This is a genomic window from Pseudomonas sp. TNT2022 ID642 (assembly GCF_028656995.1).
In the GTDB taxonomy this organism is placed as follows: Bacteria; Pseudomonadota; Gammaproteobacteria; order Pseudomonadales; family Pseudomonadaceae; genus Aquipseudomonas.
Window position 1 is genome coordinate 1 of the sequence record NZ_JAMDGW010000028.1, and the last position, 18,408, is coordinate 18,408.

Annotated in this window: 16 protein-coding genes; 12 read left to right on the top strand and 4 right to left on the bottom strand. The window is 59.7% G+C overall.

The window, feature by feature from the left end:
- Positions 1-79: 79 nt before the first annotated feature.
- Positions 80-1,564: an NCS1 family nucleobase:cation symporter-1 gene (locus M5G26_RS24280; protein ID WP_273916669.1), complete on the bottom strand. Its 1,485-nt coding sequence runs from the start codon at positions 1,562-1,564 to the stop codon at positions 80-82.
- A gap of 626 nt (positions 1,565-2,190) precedes the next feature.
- Here M5G26_RS24280 and hydA point away from each other — a divergent pair.
- The 3 genes from hydA to preA all read left to right on the top strand — a co-directional run bounded on the left by hydA (position 2,191) and on the right by preA (position 6,468).
- Entirely contained in the window at positions 2,191-3,630 is a 1,440-nt protein-coding gene (hydA, locus tag M5G26_RS24285; protein WP_273916670.1) for a dihydropyrimidinase, read from the top strand.
- Positions 3,631-3,825: 195 nt separating this feature from the next.
- Positions 3,826-5,193, top strand: a complete 1,368-nt coding sequence (locus M5G26_RS24290) for an NAD(P)-dependent oxidoreductase (RefSeq protein ID WP_273916671.1) — start codon at positions 3,826-3,828, stop codon at positions 5,191-5,193.
- The gene (gene preA, locus M5G26_RS24295; protein ID WP_077573438.1) at positions 5,194-6,468 is read left to right on the top strand and encodes an NAD-dependent dihydropyrimidine dehydrogenase subunit PreA; all 1,275 of its coding nucleotides are present in this window, start codon (positions 5,194-5,196) and stop codon (positions 6,466-6,468) included.
- 258 nt (positions 6,469-6,726) lie between these two features.
- Here the strand turns inward: preA and M5G26_RS24300 are convergent, their stop codons facing one another.
- Positions 6,727-7,347, bottom strand: coding sequence for a TetR/AcrR family transcriptional regulator (locus M5G26_RS24300; RefSeq protein WP_038365564.1), 621 nt, complete (start codon positions 7,345-7,347; stop codon positions 6,727-6,729).
- A gap of 139 nt (positions 7,348-7,486) precedes the next feature.
- Here M5G26_RS24300 and copC point away from each other — a divergent pair, with 139 nt between their 5' ends.
- Together copC and copD are read left to right on the top strand one after the other, a co-directional pair.
- The gene (copC, locus tag M5G26_RS24305; RefSeq protein WP_273916672.1) at positions 7,487-7,849 is read left to right on the top strand and encodes a copper homeostasis periplasmic binding protein CopC; all 363 of its coding nucleotides are present in this window, start codon (positions 7,487-7,489) and stop codon (positions 7,847-7,849) included.
- A 3-nt stretch (positions 7,850-7,852) separates the two neighbouring features.
- On the top strand, positions 7,853-8,710 hold the full coding sequence (gene copD, locus M5G26_RS24310; protein ID WP_273916673.1) for a copper homeostasis membrane protein CopD: 858 nt from the start codon (positions 7,853-7,855) through the stop codon (positions 8,708-8,710).
- A 116-nt stretch (positions 8,711-8,826) separates the two neighbouring features.
- Here the strand turns inward: copD and M5G26_RS24315 are convergent, their stop codons facing one another.
- Together M5G26_RS24315 and M5G26_RS24320 are read right to left on the bottom strand one after the other, a co-directional pair.
- The gene (locus tag M5G26_RS24315; RefSeq protein WP_150693996.1) at positions 8,827-9,969 is read right to left on the bottom strand and encodes an HlyD family secretion protein; all 1,143 of its coding nucleotides are present in this window, start codon (positions 9,967-9,969) and stop codon (positions 8,827-8,829) included.
- Positions 9,966-11,621 (bottom strand): MFS transporter, encoded by a 1,656-nt coding sequence (locus M5G26_RS24320; protein ID WP_273916674.1) that lies wholly within the window; start codon positions 11,619-11,621, stop codon positions 9,966-9,968. Before M5G26_RS24320 ends, M5G26_RS24315 begins: the two co-directional genes overlap by 4 nt.
- A 314-nt stretch (positions 11,622-11,935) precedes the next feature.
- Here M5G26_RS24320 and M5G26_RS24325 point away from each other — a divergent pair, with 314 nt between their 5' ends.
- From M5G26_RS24325 to M5G26_RS24355, 7 genes are all read left to right on the top strand, one after another.
- Positions 11,936-13,231 (top strand): OprD family porin, encoded by a 1,296-nt coding sequence (locus M5G26_RS24325; RefSeq protein ID WP_273916675.1) that lies wholly within the window; start codon positions 11,936-11,938, stop codon positions 13,229-13,231.
- Positions 13,232-13,296: 65 nt separating this feature from the next.
- Positions 13,297-13,446: a hypothetical protein gene (locus M5G26_RS24330; protein ID WP_273916676.1), complete on the top strand. Its 150-nt coding sequence runs from the start codon at positions 13,297-13,299 to the stop codon at positions 13,444-13,446.
- A 198-nt stretch (positions 13,447-13,644) separates the two neighbouring features.
- The gene (locus tag M5G26_RS24335) at positions 13,645-14,469 is read left to right on the top strand and encodes an NAD-dependent epimerase/dehydratase family protein (RefSeq protein ID WP_273916677.1); all 825 of its coding nucleotides are present in this window, start codon (positions 13,645-13,647) and stop codon (positions 14,467-14,469) included.
- Between the two features lie 30 nt (positions 14,470-14,499).
- On the top strand, positions 14,500-15,393 hold the full coding sequence (locus M5G26_RS24340) for an SMP-30/gluconolactonase/LRE family protein (protein ID WP_273916678.1): 894 nt from the start codon (positions 14,500-14,502) through the stop codon (positions 15,391-15,393).
- Between the two features lie 64 nt (positions 15,394-15,457).
- A complete protein-coding gene (locus M5G26_RS24345) occupies positions 15,458-16,429 on the top strand; it encodes a TRAP transporter substrate-binding protein (RefSeq protein ID WP_150793700.1) in 972 nt (323 codons plus the stop codon).
- Positions 16,430-16,505: 76 nt separating this feature from the next.
- Positions 16,506-17,033 carry a TRAP transporter small permease gene (locus tag M5G26_RS24350; RefSeq protein WP_007915101.1) on the top strand — a complete coding sequence of 176 codons (528 nt, stop codon included), beginning with the start codon at positions 16,506-16,508 and terminating at the stop codon, positions 17,031-17,033.
- On the top strand, positions 17,033-18,313 hold the full coding sequence (locus M5G26_RS24355; RefSeq protein ID WP_007915098.1) for a TRAP transporter large permease: 1,281 nt from the start codon (positions 17,033-17,035) through the stop codon (positions 18,311-18,313). Before M5G26_RS24350 ends, M5G26_RS24355 begins: the two co-directional genes overlap by 1 nt.
- Positions 18,314-18,408 lie beyond the last annotated feature (95 nt).

Consider the following 18,408-nt stretch of genomic DNA (forward strand, 5'->3'; position numbering starts at 1 on the left):
ATGGACGCTCTGCGTCCGCTGTTGGGACGCGGAGCGTCCCGGGCTGCATTCCCACGCAGAGCGTGGGAACGATCATGTGTTACACCGCTGTTTTAACGACCGAAGGCTGCGCACGCATCACGCACAACCCGTAATAAATAATCCCGCCCAGCGCCGAGCCGGTGAACCAGCCATAGCTGTAAAACCAGCTGAACGCATCGCTGCCCAGCGACAACAAGGTCAGCACCACCGGCACCCCGAACGCGAGAAACCCGGCCCAGTTCCATGCCGGATAGACGTCGTCGCGGTACAACCCGGCCAGGTCCAGTTGCTGTTTCTTGATCAGGAAATAGTCCACCACCATGATCCCGGCAATCGGCCCGAGCAGGCTCGAATAGCCCAGTAACCAGTTGGAATACACGGTTTCCAGACTGACATCGGAAACGATCAGACCGAGTTTTTTCAGCAGTTCATGGCCCATCAGCACCAGCCCGACAAACCCGGTCAGCAACACCGCTTTGGTGCGGTTGATGACTTTGGGTGCGATGTTCTGAAAGTCGTTGGTCGGCGAGACGATGTTCGCGGCGGTGTTGGTCGACAGCGTGGCGATGATGATCAACGCCATCGCCACCGCCACCCACACTGGGCTCTGGATATGACCGATCAGAGTGACCGGATCGGAGACGGTCACACCAACCAGTTTCACCGAGGCGGCCGTCATGATCACGCCGAGGGAGGCGAACAGAAACATGGTCAGCGGCAGGCCGAAAATCTGCCCGAGGATCTGATCTTTCTGGCTCTTGGCGTAACGGCTGAAGTCCGGAATGTTCAGCGACAACGTCGCCCAAAACCCGACCATCGCCGTCAGCCCCGCCGCAAAGTAACTCACCACGCTCGCGCCTTCGGGACGTTTGGCCGGAATCGCCAACAGTTCGGTCATCGACACATTGGGCATCGCCCACACCAACAGGCCAATGCCGACTGCCACCAGCAACGGCGCCGACAAGGTTTCCAGCCACTTGATCGACTCGGCGCCACGAATCACCACCCACAGGTTCAGCGCCCAGAAGATCATGAAACCGATCACCTCCCCCGTGCCGCCGAGGGATTTCCAGCCCTCGAACACCGAGCCGAGAAACAGGTGAATCGCCAGCCCGCCGAACATCGTTTGAATGCCGAACCAGCCACACGCTACCAGCGCGCGGATCAGACATGGTACGTTGGAACCGAGGATGCCGAACGATGAGCGCAGCAACACCGGAAACGGAATGCCGTACTTGGTGCCGGGAAACGCGTTGAGCGTGAGCGGAATCAGCACGATGACGTTGGCGAACAGAATCGCCAGCAACGCTTCACCAACGGTCAAGCCAAAGTAAGCGGTGAGCACGCCGCCGAGAGTGTAGGTCGGCACGCAGATCGACATGCCGACCCACAGCGCGGTGATGTGCCATTTGTTCCAGGTTCGTTCGCGCACCTTGGTCGGTGCCATGTCGTGGTTGTAACGGGGACTGTCGAGGACGTCGCTACCGGCTTCAAGCTCGAACAAGCCGTCGCGCTCGGTCACTTGCGATCTGATCTGTTGCATGGCCGCTCCACTGTTCTTCTGATTATTTTTTTGCTCATCAGGCGGCTGACACACGAAGGTGCGAGCCGGACGATGGCCGGAGGAACTGACAACTTTCGCGCACCGGCCATGGTGTCAGCGGCGGCATCAATAAACGTGCCGGGTGCCCCGCTTGCGCATCGGGCCGAGCGTTAAACGCTTTGCAACTTTCTGATATTCATCAGTTTTAATTATTCATCGGATGAGTTCGCGGAAACTTGTCTGGGTGCTCAGGCTAAACACTTGCCAAGTTGTCCGAACAGACAGGACTCAATCTGGTGCACTGCATTTATTTTCATCGTGAGCGAGCAACCGCAGCTCAACTTCAAGCGGCTGATTTCACATAGGAAATCTTGCTCATATTTCCATCCTGTCAAGTGCGTCAAAATGGTGAGCAGCCTCACCATTTTGGTGATTTGACGTTTTTATTGTTATTTTTCATACACTTAAAACAGTCATAAGCTTATAAAAAATAATCTTGATCTATTGCAAATCTGCGACTAGTTTCTATTCCTGACAGCGCTGACAGGAATACGCCCTGCAACGCTGTACATCAATAAAACATCTAGAACCGACACAAGTCGGTCAATGCCTGCGAGGAACTCGGAATGTCTCTGTTGATCCGTGGCGCCACCGTTGTTACCCATGATGAAAGTTATCGCGCCGACGTCTATTGCGCCGACGGCGTGATCAAAGCCATCGGTGAAAACCTTGATGTTCCCGCCGGCGCCGAAGTCCTCGACGGCAGTGGCCAATACCTGATGCCCGGCGGCATCGATCCGCACACCCACATGCAACTCCCCTTCATGGGCACCGTTGCCAGTGAGGATTTCTACAGTGGCACGGCGGCGGGTCTGGCCGGCGGCACCACGTCGATCATCGACTTTGTGATTCCCAATCCGCAGCAGTCGCTGATGGAAGCCTTTCATCAGTGGCGCGGCTGGGCGGAAAAGTCGGCTTCCGACTATGGCTTCCACGTCGCGATCACCTGGTGGAGCGAGCAGGTGCGTGAGGAAATGGCCGAGCTGGTCAGCCATCACGGGATCAACAGCTTCAAGCATTTCATGGCTTACAAGAATGCGATCATGGCCGCCGATGACACACTGGTGGCGAGTTTCGAGCGCTGCCTGGAACTCGGTGCGGTGCCGACCGTGCACGCGGAAAACGGCGAGCTGGTTTATCACTTGCAACGCAAGTTGATGGCCCAGGGCATCACCGGGCCGGAAGCGCATCCGCTGTCGCGGCCGTCGCAGGTTGAAGGTGAAGCGGCCAGTCGGGCGATTCGTATCGCTGAAACCATCGGCACGCCGTTGTACCTGGTGCACGTTTCGACCAAGGAAGCCCTCGACGAAATCACCTATGCGCGCAGCAAGGGCCAACCGGTGTATGGCGAAGTCCTCGCCGGGCATTTGCTGCTCGACGACAGCGTCTATCAACACCCGGACTGGCAGACCGCTGCCGGTTACGTGATGAGCCCGCCGTTCCGTCCGCGCGGTCATCAAGAGGCGCTGTGGCACGGACTGCAAAACGGCAATCTGCACACCACCGCGACTGACCACTGCTGCTTCTGCGCCGAGCAAAAAGCCGCCGGGCGCGATGACTTCAGCAAGATTCCCAACGGTACGGCCGGCATCGAAGATCGCATGGCGGTGTTGTGGGATGAAGGCGTCAACAGCGGGCGTTTATCGATGCAGGATTTCGTCGCCCTCACCTCCACCAACACCGCGAAAATCTTCAACCTCTATCCGCGCAAAGGTGCGATTCGCGTCGGCGCCGATGCCGATCTGGTGCTATGGGACCCGCAAGGGACCCGCACCATTTCCGCCAAGACCCACCATCAGCAGGTGGACTTCAACATCTTCGAAGGCAAGACCGTGCGCGGTGTGCCGAGCCATACCGTCAGCCAGGGCCGGCTGGTCTGGGCCGATGGTGATTTGCGCGCCGAGCGTGGTGCCGGGCGGTATATCGAACGGCCGGCGTATCCGGCGGTGTTTGATTTGCTGAGCAAGCGGGCTGAGTTGCATAAGCCGACTGCCGTTAAACGCTGAAATCCAGGCCTTCGGCCTTCGCGAGCAGGCTCGCTCCCACATTTGAAATGCATTCCCCTGTAGGAGCTGCCGAAGGCTGCGATCTTTTGATCTTGTTGTCAAAGATCAGGATCAAAAGATCGCAGCCTTCGGCAGCTCCTACACAAGGGATTTGGCCAATGCCCGATAGAGGCAGTTACCGTGAGGCAAAAAACCGTGATCGAGACCCTGAACCATCTCCCCCACCCGCACGAAAGCGCGGCCGCCCTCGCCGGGCATTTCACCGATCTGGCGCCGCCGCTCAATGCCCGGCAGGCGCATCTGGAAGCCTCGCGCTGCCTGTATTGCTATGACGCGCCATGCGTCAATGCGTGCCCGAGCGAGATCGACATCCCGTCGTTCATCCGCAACATTCATCAGGACAACGTCCCCGGCGCGGCGCAAAAAATTCTCTCGGCGAACATCCTTGGCGGCAGTTGCGCACGAGTCTGTCCAACCGAAATCCTCTGTCAGCAAGCCTGCGTGCGCAACAACGCTCAGGAATGCGCGCCGGTGCTGATCGGCCTGCTGCAACGCTACGCCGTCGACAATGCACACTTCACCGAGCACCCGTTCCAGCGCGCCGCCGCCACCGGCAAAAGGATTGCCGTGGTCGGTGCCGGGCCGGCCGGTTTGTCCTGTGCACATCGCAGCGCCATGCACGGCCACGACGTGGTGATTTTCGAAGCACGGGAGAAGGCTGGCGGCCTCAACGAATACGGGATCGCCAAGTACAAACTGGTCGACGACTACGCGCAGAAGGAACTGGATTTTCTCCTGCAGATTGGCGGCATCGAGATTCGTCACGGGCAGAAGCTCGGCGAGAATCTGACGCTGAGCGAACTGCATCAACAGTTTGACGCGGTGTTCCTCGGCCTCGGCCTCAACGCCAGCAAGCAACTCGGTTTGGCCCATGAAGATGCCCCGGGCTTGCTCGCCGCCACCGATTACATTCGCGAATTGCGCCAGGCCGATGACCTCACGCAACTGCCGCTGGCCGAGCGCTGCATCGTGCTCGGCGCCGGTAACACGGCGATCGACATGGCCGTGCAAATGGCCCACCTCGGTGCCCGTGATGTGAATCTGGTGTATCGCCGTGGCGCGGCGGACATGGGTGCCACCGGCCATGAGCAAGACATCGCCAAAGCCAATCAGGTACGCCTGCTGACCTGGGCGCAACCGGAAGAGGTACTGCTCGACGCTCAGGGCCATGTGCGCGGCATGCGTTTCGCCCGCACCGATCTGGTCGAAGGACGCCTGCAAACCACCGGCGAAACTTTCGAGCTGGCTGCTGACGCGATCTTCAAAGCCATCGGCCAGGCGTTCGATGGCAGCGCCCTCGCCGACCCGCTAGCCCGCGAACTCAAGCGCCAGGGCGAGCGCATTCAGGTCGACGAAAACCTGCGCACCAGCATCCCCGGCGTGTATGCCGGCGGCGATTGCACCAGCCTCGATCAAGACCTCACCGTTCAAGCCGTGCAGCACGGCAAACGCGCCGCCGAGGCGATCAACGCTCAACTGATGCTTAACGTGGAGGCTGCGTAAATGGCCGATCTGTCGATTGTCTTCGCTGGCATCAAAGCGCCGAATCCGTTCTGGCTGGCCTCTGCGCCGCCGACTGACAAGGCTTACAACGTGGTCCGTGCCTTTGAAGCGGGCTGGGGTGGCGTGGTCTGGAAAACCCTCGGTGAGGACCCGGCGGCGGTCAACGTGTCGTCGCGCTACTCGGCGCATTACGGCAACAACCGTGAAGTGCTGGGCATCAACAATATCGAACTGATCACCGACCGTTCGCTGGAGATCAACCTGCGCGAAATCACTCAGGTGAAGAAGGACTGGCCGGATCGCGCATTGATCGTTTCGTTGATGGTGCCGTGCGTCGAGGAGTCGTGGAAACACATCCTGCCGCTGGTGGAAGCCACCGGCGCTGACGGCATCGAACTGAATTTCGGCTGCCCCCACGGCATGCCCGAGCGTGGTATGGGCGCGGCGGTCGGTCAGGTGCCGGAGTACGTCGAACAGGTCACGCGCTGGTGCAAAACCTATTGCTCGCTGCCGGTGATCGTCAAACTGACGCCGAACATCACCGACATCCGCGTCGCCGCCCGCGCCGCCCATCGAGGTGGCGCCGATGCGGTGTCGCTGATCAATACGATCAACTCGATCACCAGCGTCGATCTGGAGCACATGGTCGCCCTGCCCACCGTCGGCAGCAAAAGCACCCACGGCGGTTACTGCGGCTCGGCGGTGAAGCCGATTGCGCTGAACATGGTCGCCGAAATCGCCCGCGATCCACAAACCCAGGGCCTGCCGATCTGCGGCATTGGCGGCATCGGCAGTTGGCGCGATGCGGCGGAATTCATGGCGCTGGGCAGCGGCGCGGTGCAGGTGTGCACGGCGGCGATGCTGCATGGCTTTCGTATTGTCGAGGAAATGAAGGATGGGCTGTCGCGTTGGATGGACAGTCAGGGTTACGCCAACATTGCTGAGTTTTCCGGGCGTGCGGTGGGCAATACCACGGACTGGAAGTACCTTGATATCAACTATCAGGTGATTGCGAAGATTGATCAGGATGCGTGCATTGGCTGCGGGCGCTGTCACATTGCTTGCGAGGACACTTCACACCAGGCGATCGGCAGTCTCAAGCAGGCGGACGGCACGCATAAATATGAAGTGATTGATGAGGAGTGTGTGGGTTGTAACTTGTGCCAGATCACTTGCCCGGTGGCGGATTGCATCGAGATGGTGCCGATGGAGACTGGGAAGCCGTTTCTGGACTGGAATCATGATCCGCGGAATCCGTATCACGTTGCGGTCTAGATCGCCGACTGATCCAACAGCCCCCTCACCCTAACCCTCTCCCAAAGGGAGAGGGGACTGATTGGGGGATATTGGCGAGATGCACCGACTTGAAAGATCGGTTCTGAATCCATAATCGATACAGGGCACAAACTCGGAAGGCTTTAAATCCATAATCGACTGGATTTTTCAGGTCAACGTAGCCCGCAAGACACCTCGGTCGGCTCCCTCTCCCTCCGGGAGAGGGCTGGGGTGAGGGTTGGCCGTTGACGGTGATCTTCAGGGCTCCAACCCGATCCCACGCAAGATCACACTCGTCACCGTCTGCACCGCCCGCTCGAACTGCATATCCGACAACGGCTGATGTTCATTCAGAATATTCACCTGATGATCAAAGTCAGCATAGTGCTGCGTCGACGCCCAGATCATGTACAGCAAACTCGACGGCTCCACCGGCAGAATCCGCTTGTCCTCGACCCACTGGCGAATCTTCGCTTCCTTCATCTTCGCCCAGTCATACAGGCTGACATCCAGCGCCTCGCCTAACGTCGGCGCGCCGTGGATGATTTCGTTGGCCCAGACTTTCGAGCCGTACGGCCGGCTGCGCGAGTGGTTCATCTTGGCGCGGATGTAACTGCTAAGCACCACGCGCGGGTCGTCGAACATTTCGAAGCACAGCGCGTCCTGCTTCCACACCTCCAACAGGTCGAACAGCACCGCGCTGTACAGCTCGCTCTTGGTTGAGAAGTAGTAATGCAGGTTGGAACGCGGCAGTTGCACTTCAGCCGCGATGTCGGCCATGGCCGTGCCGCCGAAGCCTTTTTCGGCGAAGACTTTTTCCGCCGCCAGGAGAATTTTCTCGACGTTACTGCGACGAATCTCGATCTTGTGATTGCCCATGAGGGCTCCCTGACAACAGCGTTGCCCAAGACTAGCATCCGCTCTGGTCCGCGGGCGACCGCTGCAAACAAAACTTCGTACTGACGTCAGCGGATGGCTAAACTGACGCCTCTTCACTCCTGCCTCAGAGGTATTCGCGATGCTGTTCAAGAACGTCCTGACCACCACTGCCCTGCTCGCTTCGCTGTTCGCCGCATCTTCCGTATTTGCCCACGCCCACCTGAAAAGCCAGACCCCGGCCGCCGATAGCACAGTCGCCGCTCCCGCCGATTTGCGCCTGACCTTTTCCGAAGGCGTCGAAGCCAGTTTCACCAAAGTCACCGTGACCAAGGATGGTGCGCCGGTCGCAGTCAAAGCGCTGACCACTGAAAACGACAAGAAAACCCTGATCGTCACCCCCGCCGCTCCGCTGTCCGCTGGCGAGTACAAAGTCGAATGGCACGCCGTGTCGGTCGATACGCACAAAAGCGAAGGCGCTTATCAGTTCAAGGTTGGTCAGTAATTCATGAGTGAAGCGCTGGTGCTGTGCCGCTTTGTGCATTTCATCGTGGTGTTGATGCTGTTCGGGGCCTGGCTGTTCAGGCCGTTGCTGCTCAAGGATGAAGCGCCGCAAGTGGATCGGCACCTGGCGCGACTGGCGCGTTGGCTGGCGGCTGTGGCACTGCTCAGCGGAATTGCCTGGGCGCTGTTGATCACCGCGAGCATGGCCGGTTCGGCAGCGGCGGCGTTTGATCCGGACACGGTTGCACTGGTGCTGGGTCATACGTTTTTCGGTCAGGTGTGGCGTTGGCATCTGCTGATCAATGCCACGCTGTTGGCGCTGTTACTTTCGCCTTGGCGTTCAAATATGCCGTTGCGGCTGGGCTTGAGCGCGTTGCTGTTGGCAACCCTCGCACCGGTCGGGCATGGCGCCATGCTCGATGGCGTGAGCGGCCAATCACTGATTCTCAACCAGATCGTGCATCTGACCTGCGTGGCCGCGTGGCTCGGCGGGTTGTTGTTGCTGGTGCTGATTCTGCGTCAGCCGACGGAGCCGATGCGTGAAGTTTTGCGGCGCTTCAGCGGAGTCGGTTATGCCTTGGTCGCGGGGCTGCTGATCACGGGGTTGATCAATGTGCGCGTGCTGACTGGCCAGTGGTGGCCGACACCGCTGTTCAGCGGATTTGCCTTGATTCTGCTGGTCAAGGCGCTGCTGGTGTTGGCCATGCTCGGATTGGCGCTGTTCAATCGCTTGCGCATTGATGATTGCGAACAGCGGATGGGCGCGCTCAAGCGCAGTGTGATGCTGGAATGGTTACTCGGCATTGGTGCCGTAGCCGCCGTATCCCTGCTCGGCACGCTACCGCCGATGATCACAACCTGAAACACGATCGCCCTGTGGGAGCTGGCTTGCCAGCGATGGCGGTGTGTCAGGAACAGATATTTCGGATATGCCGACGTCATCGCTGGCAAGCCAGCTCCCACAGGGTTATCTGTTGATCAGTGGGGTTGGGTGTCTCCAGCGGCGGTGTCGATGCTGACCACCACCGACATCCCCGGCCGCAACCGTTCCTCTTCCTGCTGATCCGGATCGATGGTGATCCGCACCGGCACCCGCTGAGCAATTTTCACAAAGTTGCCAGTAGCGTTATCCGCCTGCAACAAGGCAAATTCCGAACCTGTGCCTGGGGAAATATGCTGCACATGCCCGGTGAATTTGCGGTGGTTCAAGGCATCGACAGTGAAGCGCACCGGTTGCCCGACGCGGACGTTGTCCATCTGGGTTTCCTTCATGTTGGCGATCACCCATTTCTGGTTCGGCACCAACGCCATCAACTGCGCCCCGGAGTTGACGTAGGCGCCGAGGCGTACGCCAATCTGCCCGAGCTGACCGTCACGCGGGGCAACGATACGCGTGTTCGACAGATCAATGCGCGCCAGTTGCACTGCCGCTTCGGCGCTGGCCACCGCTGCTTCCAGCGAGCCGCGATTGACGATCACCGTTTGCAGATCCTGGCGGGCGATTTCCAGATTGGCCTTGGCCTGCGCGACCGCCGCAATGCTTTGCGCATTGGCTGCCAGCGCTACATCCATCTCACGCTTGGACACCGAACCGTCGCGCACCAACTCCTGATTACGGCGCAGATCGGCCTCGCTTTTACGCAACTGCGCTTCGCTGTCAGCCTGTACGGCCTGACGCAATTTGATCGTCGCCTCGGCGCTGTTGCGTTGCTGCACCACATTGGCCAATGCAGCTTTCTGCACCGCCAACTGCGCCAGCGACTGGTCGAGACGCTGCTGATAGATGCGGTCGTCCAGCCGCACCAGCAAATCGCCGGCCTTCACGTACTGGAAATCCTGCACCGGCACTTCATACACATAGCCGGCGAGTTGCGGGCCGATGATCGTCACCTGCCCGCGCACCAGTGCGTTTTCGGTGGTCTCGACCGCACTGCTGAACGGCGGCAATTGCCACGCATAGAGCACGATCAACACACCGACGATGGCAATCGCCGCGAAGCCCATTGAAGAGATGATCCGCACCCGCAGCGAACGTGGCGCGGTGTTCGGTGATGACGGCGGCGCCACACCTTCAGGCGTGGCGGCAATGGCATTGGTGGTCGTGGTGGTCGGTTCGGTCATGAAGAAGTGGCACCGCTCGAAGGTGTGGATGGCGCTGGGGCGACGGCTTTGGTGGTGCTCATCAGCCACAGCGCACGAATGGACAGCCAGATCATGGTCAGCACCGCAATTACGGCGATCAACATGAACACATCGTTATAGGCCAGCACATTGGCCTCACGGGTGGCAGCGTTGGCCAGGCTGCGAATCCCCGCCAGGTTGCGCAGACTCGGATCGGCCAACAGCGAACCATACGCCGAGCCACCGCTCTGCACGCGTGCCGCCACCAACGGGTCAGACAGCGTCAGGTGCTCAACGATGTGACTGGAATGAAATTTTTCCCGGACGATCTGGAAGGTGCCCAAAAGCGCCGCGCCCAGCAGGCCGCCGAGGTTATTGCAGATCCCGAACAGCACCGAAAAGCTCACCAGATTGCGCGGATTGGTCAGCACGTTGCGCGTACCGAAAACCATGGTCGGGCCGAGGAAAAACGTGCTGCCGAAGGCCAGCAGAAACTGGCTGAAGTAGAGGTTCTCCGGGCGGGTCAGGTTGTTGGAAAAGCTGTCCATCACCGACCCGGTGGCCATCAGACCCAGCGAGATGATCAACGGCATCAACAGGTGTTTGGGGTCGATGGTCAGCGCACTGGTCAACAGTCCCGCGACACTGCCGATCAGCATCACCACGTACAGACTGTGCAACTGCTCATAGCCCATGTTCAGGTTCTGCATGAAACCCACCGCACCGGTGGACTGCTCCGAGGTGACCATGCGAATCAGGGTCACCGCCAGCGCCAGGCGGATCATCGTCCCGCTGCCCAACCAACGGGTCATCAGCAGCGGGTTACTGCGGTTATGTTCGATGGCCAGGCCGGCGATGATCAAGGCAATCGAAGCAGCCAACGCATAGCCGATCCAGTCGGCCTCCAGCCACCAGTCAATCCGCCCCAGCGACAACACCGCACACAGCAACGCCACGCCAGTGGCGAGAATGGCAAAGGTGAGGAAGTCGAGTTTTTCGAAGGTTTTGAAGCGATCGCCGGGCGGCAATTTGAGCATCAATACGCAGCCTAGCGAGAGCAGTGCCATGCCCAGTTCGAACAGGTACAAGCCGCGCCATTCGGCGATCTGCAGCAAATCTTCGGAGAATAATCGCGCCAGCGGCAACGCCAGTTGTGACGTGCCGAGGCCGAGCACCAGCGCCTTCAGCCGCCACTTCGCCGGGAACGCCTGAACCATGTAATACAGGCCCAGCGAACTCAGTGCCGCGCCGACCATGCCGTGGGCCGCCCGCACCGCCACCGCCGAATTCAGGTCGTTGACGAACAGGTGGCCGAAGGTGACCAGCGCATACAGCACCAGAAACACCTCGGTGAATGCGCGCAAACCGAACTGCTGACGAAACTTCACCAGCAGCAGGTTCATCGACACGTTGGTCATCACATACGCTGCCGGCAGCCAGGCCATTTCCGCCGTGGTCGCACCGAGTGCGCCTTGCAGGTAAGGCAGATTGGCCACCACCAGCGAGTTGCCCAAGCCACCGGTCACCGCCACCAGTAAGCCGACCAGCGCATAGGCCAGGCGCTTGGGGTTGGAGTGCAACGGCGTCGAGGGGGAACCGGGCAGACTGGGCTTTTCGTGGGGCTGCCAGTTGCGCGGGGCGTATTGATCCATTGCATTGCCTTGTGCGGAAGGTGGGTGAAGTTTGCCGCAAATTCACCGGCAACACACATCCCATGGACAACACAAATCTTTGTAGGAGCTGTCGAGTGAAACGAGGCTGCGATCTTTTGATCCTGTTTTTTAAAAAGCCAGATCAAAAGATCGCAGCGTGCCGCAGCTCCTACAAAGTGATCTGCGTCGCAACGGCAAGTCATCGCACAACCTGCTGTTGACATTCCCGGAAAACCGAGGAAATATCCGCAACCACGTTGTACGACGACGTATAACAAATAATAAAAACAACAAATGAAACAGGGAGCGTCACAGTGAGCACACTCGTCTGCAGTTCCGTCCGCCCTTCCCGCTTTGCCACGCTTCGCCCGCGTACCACCCTTGGCCTGATCGGCTGTAGCAGCCTGGCCTTCGCCTTACCGATGAGCGCCGATGCCGAAGGTTTCCTCGAAGACAGCAAAGCCACGCTGAACCTGCGCAACGCCTACTTCAACCGCAACTTCGTCAACCCGGCCAACCCGCAGGGCAAGGCTGAGGAGTGGACGCAGAACTTCATCCTCGATGCCAAATCCGGTTTCACTCAGGGCACCGTCGGTTTCGGCCTTGATGTGCTGGGGATGTATTCGCAGAAGCTCGATGGCGGCAAAGGCACGGGTGGCACACAGCTGTTGCCGATCCACGATGACGGGCGCCCGGCGGACAATTTCGGGCGCCTTGGTGTGGCGCTGAAGGCAAAGGTGTCGAAGACCGAATTGAAGGTCGGCGAATGGATGCCAGTGCTGCCGATTCTGCGCTCCGACGATGGCCGCTCGCTGCCGCAGACCTTTCGCGGTGGCCAGATCACTTCCACCGAGATCAATGGCCTGACCGTTTACGGCGGCCAGTTCCGCGGTAACAGTCCGCGCAACGACGCGAGCATGGAAGACATGTCGATGAATGGCCGCGGCGCGTTTACTTCGGATCGCTTCAACTTTGGTGGCGGCGAGTACAGCTTCAACGACAAGCGCACCCTGGTCGGCGTGTGGTACGCCGAACTCAGCGACATCTACCAGCAGCAGTATTTCAATCTCAGCCATAGCCAGCCGTTGGGCGACTGGACGCTGGGCGCCAACCTCGGTTTCTTCACCGGCAAGGAAGACGGCAGCGCCCAGGCCGGCGACCTCGACAACAAGACTGCGTTCGCTCTGCTTTCGGCCAAATACGGCGGCAACACGTTCTATGTCGGCCTGCAAAAACTCAGCGGCGACGACGCGTGGATGCGGGTCAACGGCACCAGCGGCGGCACCCTTGCCAACGACAGTTACAACGCCAGTTACGACAACGCCCAAGAGCGCTCCTGGCAGTTGCGCCATGACTACAACTTCGTCGCTCTCGGCATTCCCGGTCTGACCCTGATTAACCGCTACATCAGCGGCGACAACGTGCACACCGGGACCATCACTGACGGCAAGGAATGGGGCCGTGAGTCGGAGCTGGCCTACACCGTGCAGAGCGGGCCACTGAAAAATCTCAACGTGAAATGGCGCAACGCGACGATTCGCCGGGACTTCAGCACCAACGAGTTTGACGAGAACCGGATCTTTATCAGTTATCCGATTTCGTTGTTGTAAAGCCAGTCGTCACACCGAGTTTCCCTGTGGGAGCGAGCTTGCTCGCGAAGGCGGCGTGTCAGTCGATGCAAGAGTTGCCTGGACCGGCCTCATCGCTGGCAAGCCAGCTCCCACAGGATTTTGTGGTGAATGCAGTAATTGAAAACAACGCTGATACCTGTGGGAGCTGGCTTGCCAGCGATGGCGGCGGCAGATTCAGCATTGATGTTGATTGACACACCGCTTTCGCGAGCAGGCTCGCTCCCACATGGGATTGCATTGCAAATACAGAACTGTGGTGATTGAAAAGAGGCCAGGCCTTCCGTCATCTACACCAAAAGTCGCGTTGACAAGTTCCGGAAACCCTACCGATACTTCAGCGCAGTCATACGACAACCTACAACAAACCTCATAACAACGTGTAAGGGATTGCAATGACGTCTACCTCTACTCCCCGCGCCCCGTTCAACCGTCTGCTACTGACCGGCGCCGCCGGTGGCCTGGGCAAAGTTCTGCGCGAACGTATGCGCCCTTATGCCAATGTCCTGCGCCTGTCGGACATCGCCGCCCTCACCCCGGCCGTCGATGATCGCGAAGAAATCATGGTCTGCGACCTCGCCGACAAAAACGCCGTGCACCAACTGGTCGAAGGCGTCGATGCGATCCTGCATTTTGGCGGTGTCTCCGTCGAACGGCCCTTCGAAGAAATCCTCGGCGCCAACATCTGCGGTGTGTTTCACATCTACGAAGCCGCGCGCCGGCATGGCGTGAAGCGGGTGATCTTCGCCAGTTCCAACCACGTCATCGGCTTCTACAAACAGGACGAGCCGCTCGACGCCAGCTCCGCGCGCCGTCCCGATGGCTACTACGGCTTGTCCAAGTCCTACGGCGAAGACATGGCCAGTTTCTACTTCGATCGCTACGGCATCGAGACCGTGAGCATCCGCATCGGCTCCTCGTTCCCCGAGCCGCAAAACCGTCGAATGATGCACACCTGGCTGAGCTTCGACGACCTCACGCAATTGCTCGAACGCGCGCTGTACACGCCGAATGTCGGCCACACCGTGGTCTACGGCATGTCCGCCAACAAAGAAGTCTGGTGGGACAACCGCTTCGCCAGCCACCTCGGGTTCGAAGCGAAGGACAGCTCCGAAGTGTTCCGCGAAAAGGTCGAAGCGCAGCCAATGCCGGCCGCCGATGACCCGGCGCGGATCTATCAGGGCGGCGCGTTTGTCGCGGCCGGACCGTTCGGCGACTGATCACCCTGACAACGACGCAAAGGAATGAGTATGCAAGCCGAATTGATCGTCGATGCCCGCAACGCCGTGGGCGAAAGCCCGGTCTGGGTGGCAGAGGAAAACGCGCTGTACTGGGTGGATATTGCCAACGGCGGCCTGCAACGCTGGAGCGCCGAGACCGGCCATGTGCATGCCTGGAAAACCCCTGAGATGCTCGCCTGCATCGCCCGCCATAGCCGTGGCGGCTGGGTTGCCGGGATGGAAAGCGGCTTCTTCCACCTGCATCCGCACAGCGACGGCAGCCTCGACAACCAACTGCTGGCCAGCGTCGAGCACGGCCGCAAAGACATGCGTCTCAACGATGGTCGCTGCGACCGTCAGGGCCGCTTCTGGGCCGGCAGCATGGTGCTGAACATGGGCCTGAGTGCGCCCGAAGGCCGGCTCTATCGCTACGGCACCGGGCAATCTGGCGTGATCGAAGCGCAGCTCGACGGTTTTATCGTGCCCAACGGCCTCGGCTTCAGCCCCGACGGCAAGACGATGTACCTGTCCGATTCGCACCCCGATGTGCAACTGATCTGGGCGTTCGATTACGACACCGAGACCGGCACACCGTCGAACCGCCGCGTCTTCGTCGATATGAACCACTTCCCCGGCCGCCCCGATGGAGCCGCCGTGGACGCCGAAGGTTTCTACTGGATCTGCGCCAACGACGCCGGCCTCATTCACCGTTTCGCGCCGGACGGCCGACTCGACTTCTCGCTGGAGGTGCCGGTGAAAAAACCGACGATGTGTGCCTTCGGCGGCAGCCGGATGGACACCTTGTTCGTCACCTCGATTCGTCCCGGCGATGACCACGACGCGCAATCCCTGGCCGGTGGCGTGTTCGCCCTGAACCTCAACGTCAAAGGCCTGCCGGAGCCGCTGTTCAACGATTCCCTGTAATACCCGCTTCCGCTGCACCGCTGCGCCTTGAACACAACAATAACAAGACTGGAGACTCACCCCCATGAACTTCAAACGCACCTTGCTGGCCGCTGCACTCCCGCTGATGTTTACCTTCACTGGCGCCGCTCAGGCACTGCAACTCAAATTCGCTGACATTCACCCCGCCGGTTATCCAACCGTGGTGGCCGAAGAAAACATGGGCAAGACCCTGACCAAGGAAACCAACGGCGAACTGACCTTCCAATACTTCCCCGGCGGTGTGCTGGGCTCCGAAAAAGAAGTCATCGAGCAGATGCAAGTCGGCGCCGTACAGCTGTCTCGCGTCAGCCTGGGCATCGTCGGCCCCGTGGTTCCGGACGTGAACGTGTTCAACATGCCGTTCATCTTCCGCGATCACCAACACATGCGTAACGTCATCGACGGCGCAGTGGGCGACGAGATCCTCGACAAAATCACCAACTCTGAGTTCGGCCTGGTGGCCCTGGCGTGGATGGACGGCGGCACGCGCAACGTCTACACCAAGAAACCGGTGCGCAAGCTCGAAGACCTCAAGGGCATGAAAATCCGCGTGCAAGGCAACCCGATGTTCATCGACATGATGAACGCCATGGGCGGCAACGGCATCGCCATGGACACCGGCGAGATCTTCAGTGCCCTGCAGACCGGCGTGATCGACGGCGCGGAAAACAACCCGCCAACCCTGCTCGAACACAACCACTTCCAGAATGCGAAGTACTACAGCCTCACGGGTCACCTGATCCTGCCAGAGCCGATCGTGATGTCGAAAATCACCTGGGAAAAACTGACGCCGGATCAACAGGCGCTGGTCAAGACAGCCGCCAAGGCTGCCCAGGCAGAAGAGCGCGTGCTGTGGGACAAGAAGTCCGCTGCCAGTGAAGAAAAACTCAAGGCCGCCGGCGTCGAGTTCATCGAGGTCGACAAGAAACCCTTCTACGACGCCACCGCACCGGTGCGTGAAAAGTACGGCGCGAAGTATGCCGAACTGATCAAGAAAATCGAAGCCGTTCAGTAACGCCTCCCGCTCCGTCCTCATGAACAAGGCCCGGTGCGCCCGATGACTGCGGCGCGCCCGGTTACGGTGGAACCCGATGAAGAATCTACTGCTGCGTATCAACGACAAGATCTACATGACATGCATCTGGGTCGCCGGCCTTTCCGTCCTGGCGATTTCCCTGATGATTCCCTGGGGCGTGTTCGCCCGTTACGTCCTGGGTACCGGTTCGAGCTGGCCCGAGCCCACGGCGATCCTGCTGATGATGGTGTTTACCTTCATCGGCGCCGCCGCCAGTTACCGCGCCGGCGCGCACATGGCCGTGGCCATGCTCACCGATCGCATGCCTCCACAACTGAGATCTGCAGCGGCGATATTTTCGCAACTGCTGATGGCGGCGATCTGCATCTTCATGACGATCTGGGGCGCCAAGCTGTGCATGTCCACCTGGAACCAGTTCATGGCAGCCCTGCCCGATCTGCGCGTTGGCGTGACCTATCTGCCGATTCCCGTGGGCGGCTTGCTGACGCTGGTTTTCGTGCTGGAAAAACTCTTGCTCGGTGACCAGAGCAAACGGCGGGTCGTGCAGTTCGACCTGGTTGAAGAAAGTGAAGGTGCCGCTTAATGGACGCTCTGATACTGCTGGGCAGCTTTATCGTATTGATCCTGATCGGCATGCCGGTCGCCTACGCGCTGGGCGCCGCCGCGCTGATCGGTGCATGGTGGATCGACATTCCGTTCCAGGCGGTGATGATTCAGGTCGCTTCGGGGGTGAACAAATTCTCGCTGCTGGCCATTCCGTTCTTCGTGCTGGCCGGTGCGATCATGGCCGAGGGCGGCATGTCCCGTCGCTTGGTGGCGTGTGCCGGGGTGCTGGTGGGTTTTGTCCGCGGCGGCCTGTCACTGGTCAACATTGTCGCCTCGACCTTCTTCGGCGCGATCTCCGGTTCGTCGGTGGCCGACACCGCGTCGGTGGGTTCGGTGCTGATTCCGGAAATGGAACGCAAGGGCTATCCACGGGATTTCTCCACCGCCGTGACCGTCAGCGGTTCGGTGCAAGCCTTGCTGACCCCGCCAAGCCATAACTCGGTGCTCTACTCCCTGGCCGCCGGTGGCACGGTTTCGATCGCCTCGCTGTTCATGGCCGGCATCGTGCCGGGCTTGCTGATGAGCGCCTGCCTGATGGTGCTGTGTCTGATTTTCGCGAGAAAACGCGACTATCCCAAGGGTGAAGTGATCCCGATGCGCCAGGCGTTGAAAATCGTCGGCGAAGCCCTCTGGGGCCTGATGGCGATGGTGATCATCCTCGGCGGCATCCTGTCCGGCATCTTCACCGCGACCGAATCGGCGGCCATCGCCGTGCTGTGGTCATTCTTCGTCACCATGTTCATCTACCGCGACTACAAATGGCGCGAACTGCCGAAACTGATGCACCGCACGGTGCGGACGATTTCGATCGTGATGATCCTGATCGGTTTCGCCGCGAGCTTCGGCTACATCATGACCCTGATGCAGATCCCGGCGAAGATCACCACGCTGTTCCTGACCCTGTCGGACAACCGCTACGTGATCCTGATGTGCATCAACGTCATGCTGCTGTTGCTCGGCACGGTGATGGACATGGCGCCGCTGATCCTGATCCTGACGCCAATCCTGATGCCGGTGATTCTCGGCATCGGCGTCGATCCGGTGCAGTTCGGCATGATCATGCTGGTGAACCTGGGGATCGGATTGATAACGCCGCCGGTGGGTGCGGTGCTGTTTGTCGGTTCGGCGGTGGGCAAGGTCAGTATCGAGAGCACCGTGAAGGCGCTGCTGCCGTTCTATGCCGTGCTGTTCCTGGTGTTGATGCTGGTGACTTACGTGCCGGCAATTTCGCTGTGGTTGCCGCACTTGGTGTTGTAACAACCTGAAAGATCGCAGCCTCGTTTCACTCGACAGCTCCTACAGGGAAACGCAATCCCTGTAGGAGCTGCCGAAGGCTCGGGCCGCGATCGGAC

Bases quoted from the DNA above. Each gene is read 5' to 3' on its own strand.
- M5G26_RS24330 (WP_273916676.1), top strand. From the start codon at position 13,297: ATGCAAGAGTTGCCTGGACCGGCCTCATCGCTGGCAAGCCAGCTCCCA.
- M5G26_RS24335 (WP_273916677.1), top strand. From the start codon at position 13,645: ATGACGTCTACCTCTACTCCCCGCGCCCCGTTCAACCGTCTGCTACTG.
- preA (WP_077573438.1), top strand. From the start codon at position 5,194: ATGGCCGATCTGTCGATTGTCTTCGCTGGCATCAAAGCGCCGAATCCG.
- M5G26_RS24300 (WP_038365564.1), bottom strand. From the start codon at position 7,347: ATGGGCAATCACAAGATCGAGATTCGTCGCAGTAACGTCGAGAAAATT.
- copC (WP_273916672.1), top strand. From the start codon at position 7,487: ATGCTGTTCAAGAACGTCCTGACCACCACTGCCCTGCTCGCTTCGCTG.
- copD (WP_273916673.1), top strand. From the start codon at position 7,853: ATGAGTGAAGCGCTGGTGCTGTGCCGCTTTGTGCATTTCATCGTGGTG.
- M5G26_RS24320 (WP_273916674.1), bottom strand. From the start codon at position 11,621: ATGGATCAATACGCCCCGCGCAACTGGCAGCCCCACGAAAAGCCCAGT.
- hydA (WP_273916670.1), top strand. From the start codon at position 2,191: ATGTCTCTGTTGATCCGTGGCGCCACCGTTGTTACCCATGATGAAAGT.
- M5G26_RS24315 (WP_150693996.1), bottom strand. From the start codon at position 9,969: ATGACCGAACCGACCACCACGACCACCAATGCCATTGCCGCCACGCCT.
- M5G26_RS24340 (WP_273916678.1), top strand. From the start codon at position 14,500: ATGCAAGCCGAATTGATCGTCGATGCCCGCAACGCCGTGGGCGAAAGC.
- M5G26_RS24355 (WP_007915098.1), top strand. From the start codon at position 17,033: ATGGACGCTCTGATACTGCTGGGCAGCTTTATCGTATTGATCCTGATC.
- M5G26_RS24350 (WP_007915101.1), top strand. From the start codon at position 16,506: ATGAAGAATCTACTGCTGCGTATCAACGACAAGATCTACATGACATGC.
- M5G26_RS24280 (WP_273916669.1), bottom strand. From the start codon at position 1,564: ATGCAACAGATCAGATCGCAAGTGACCGAGCGCGACGGCTTGTTCGAG.
- M5G26_RS24345 (WP_150793700.1), top strand. From the start codon at position 15,458: ATGAACTTCAAACGCACCTTGCTGGCCGCTGCACTCCCGCTGATGTTT.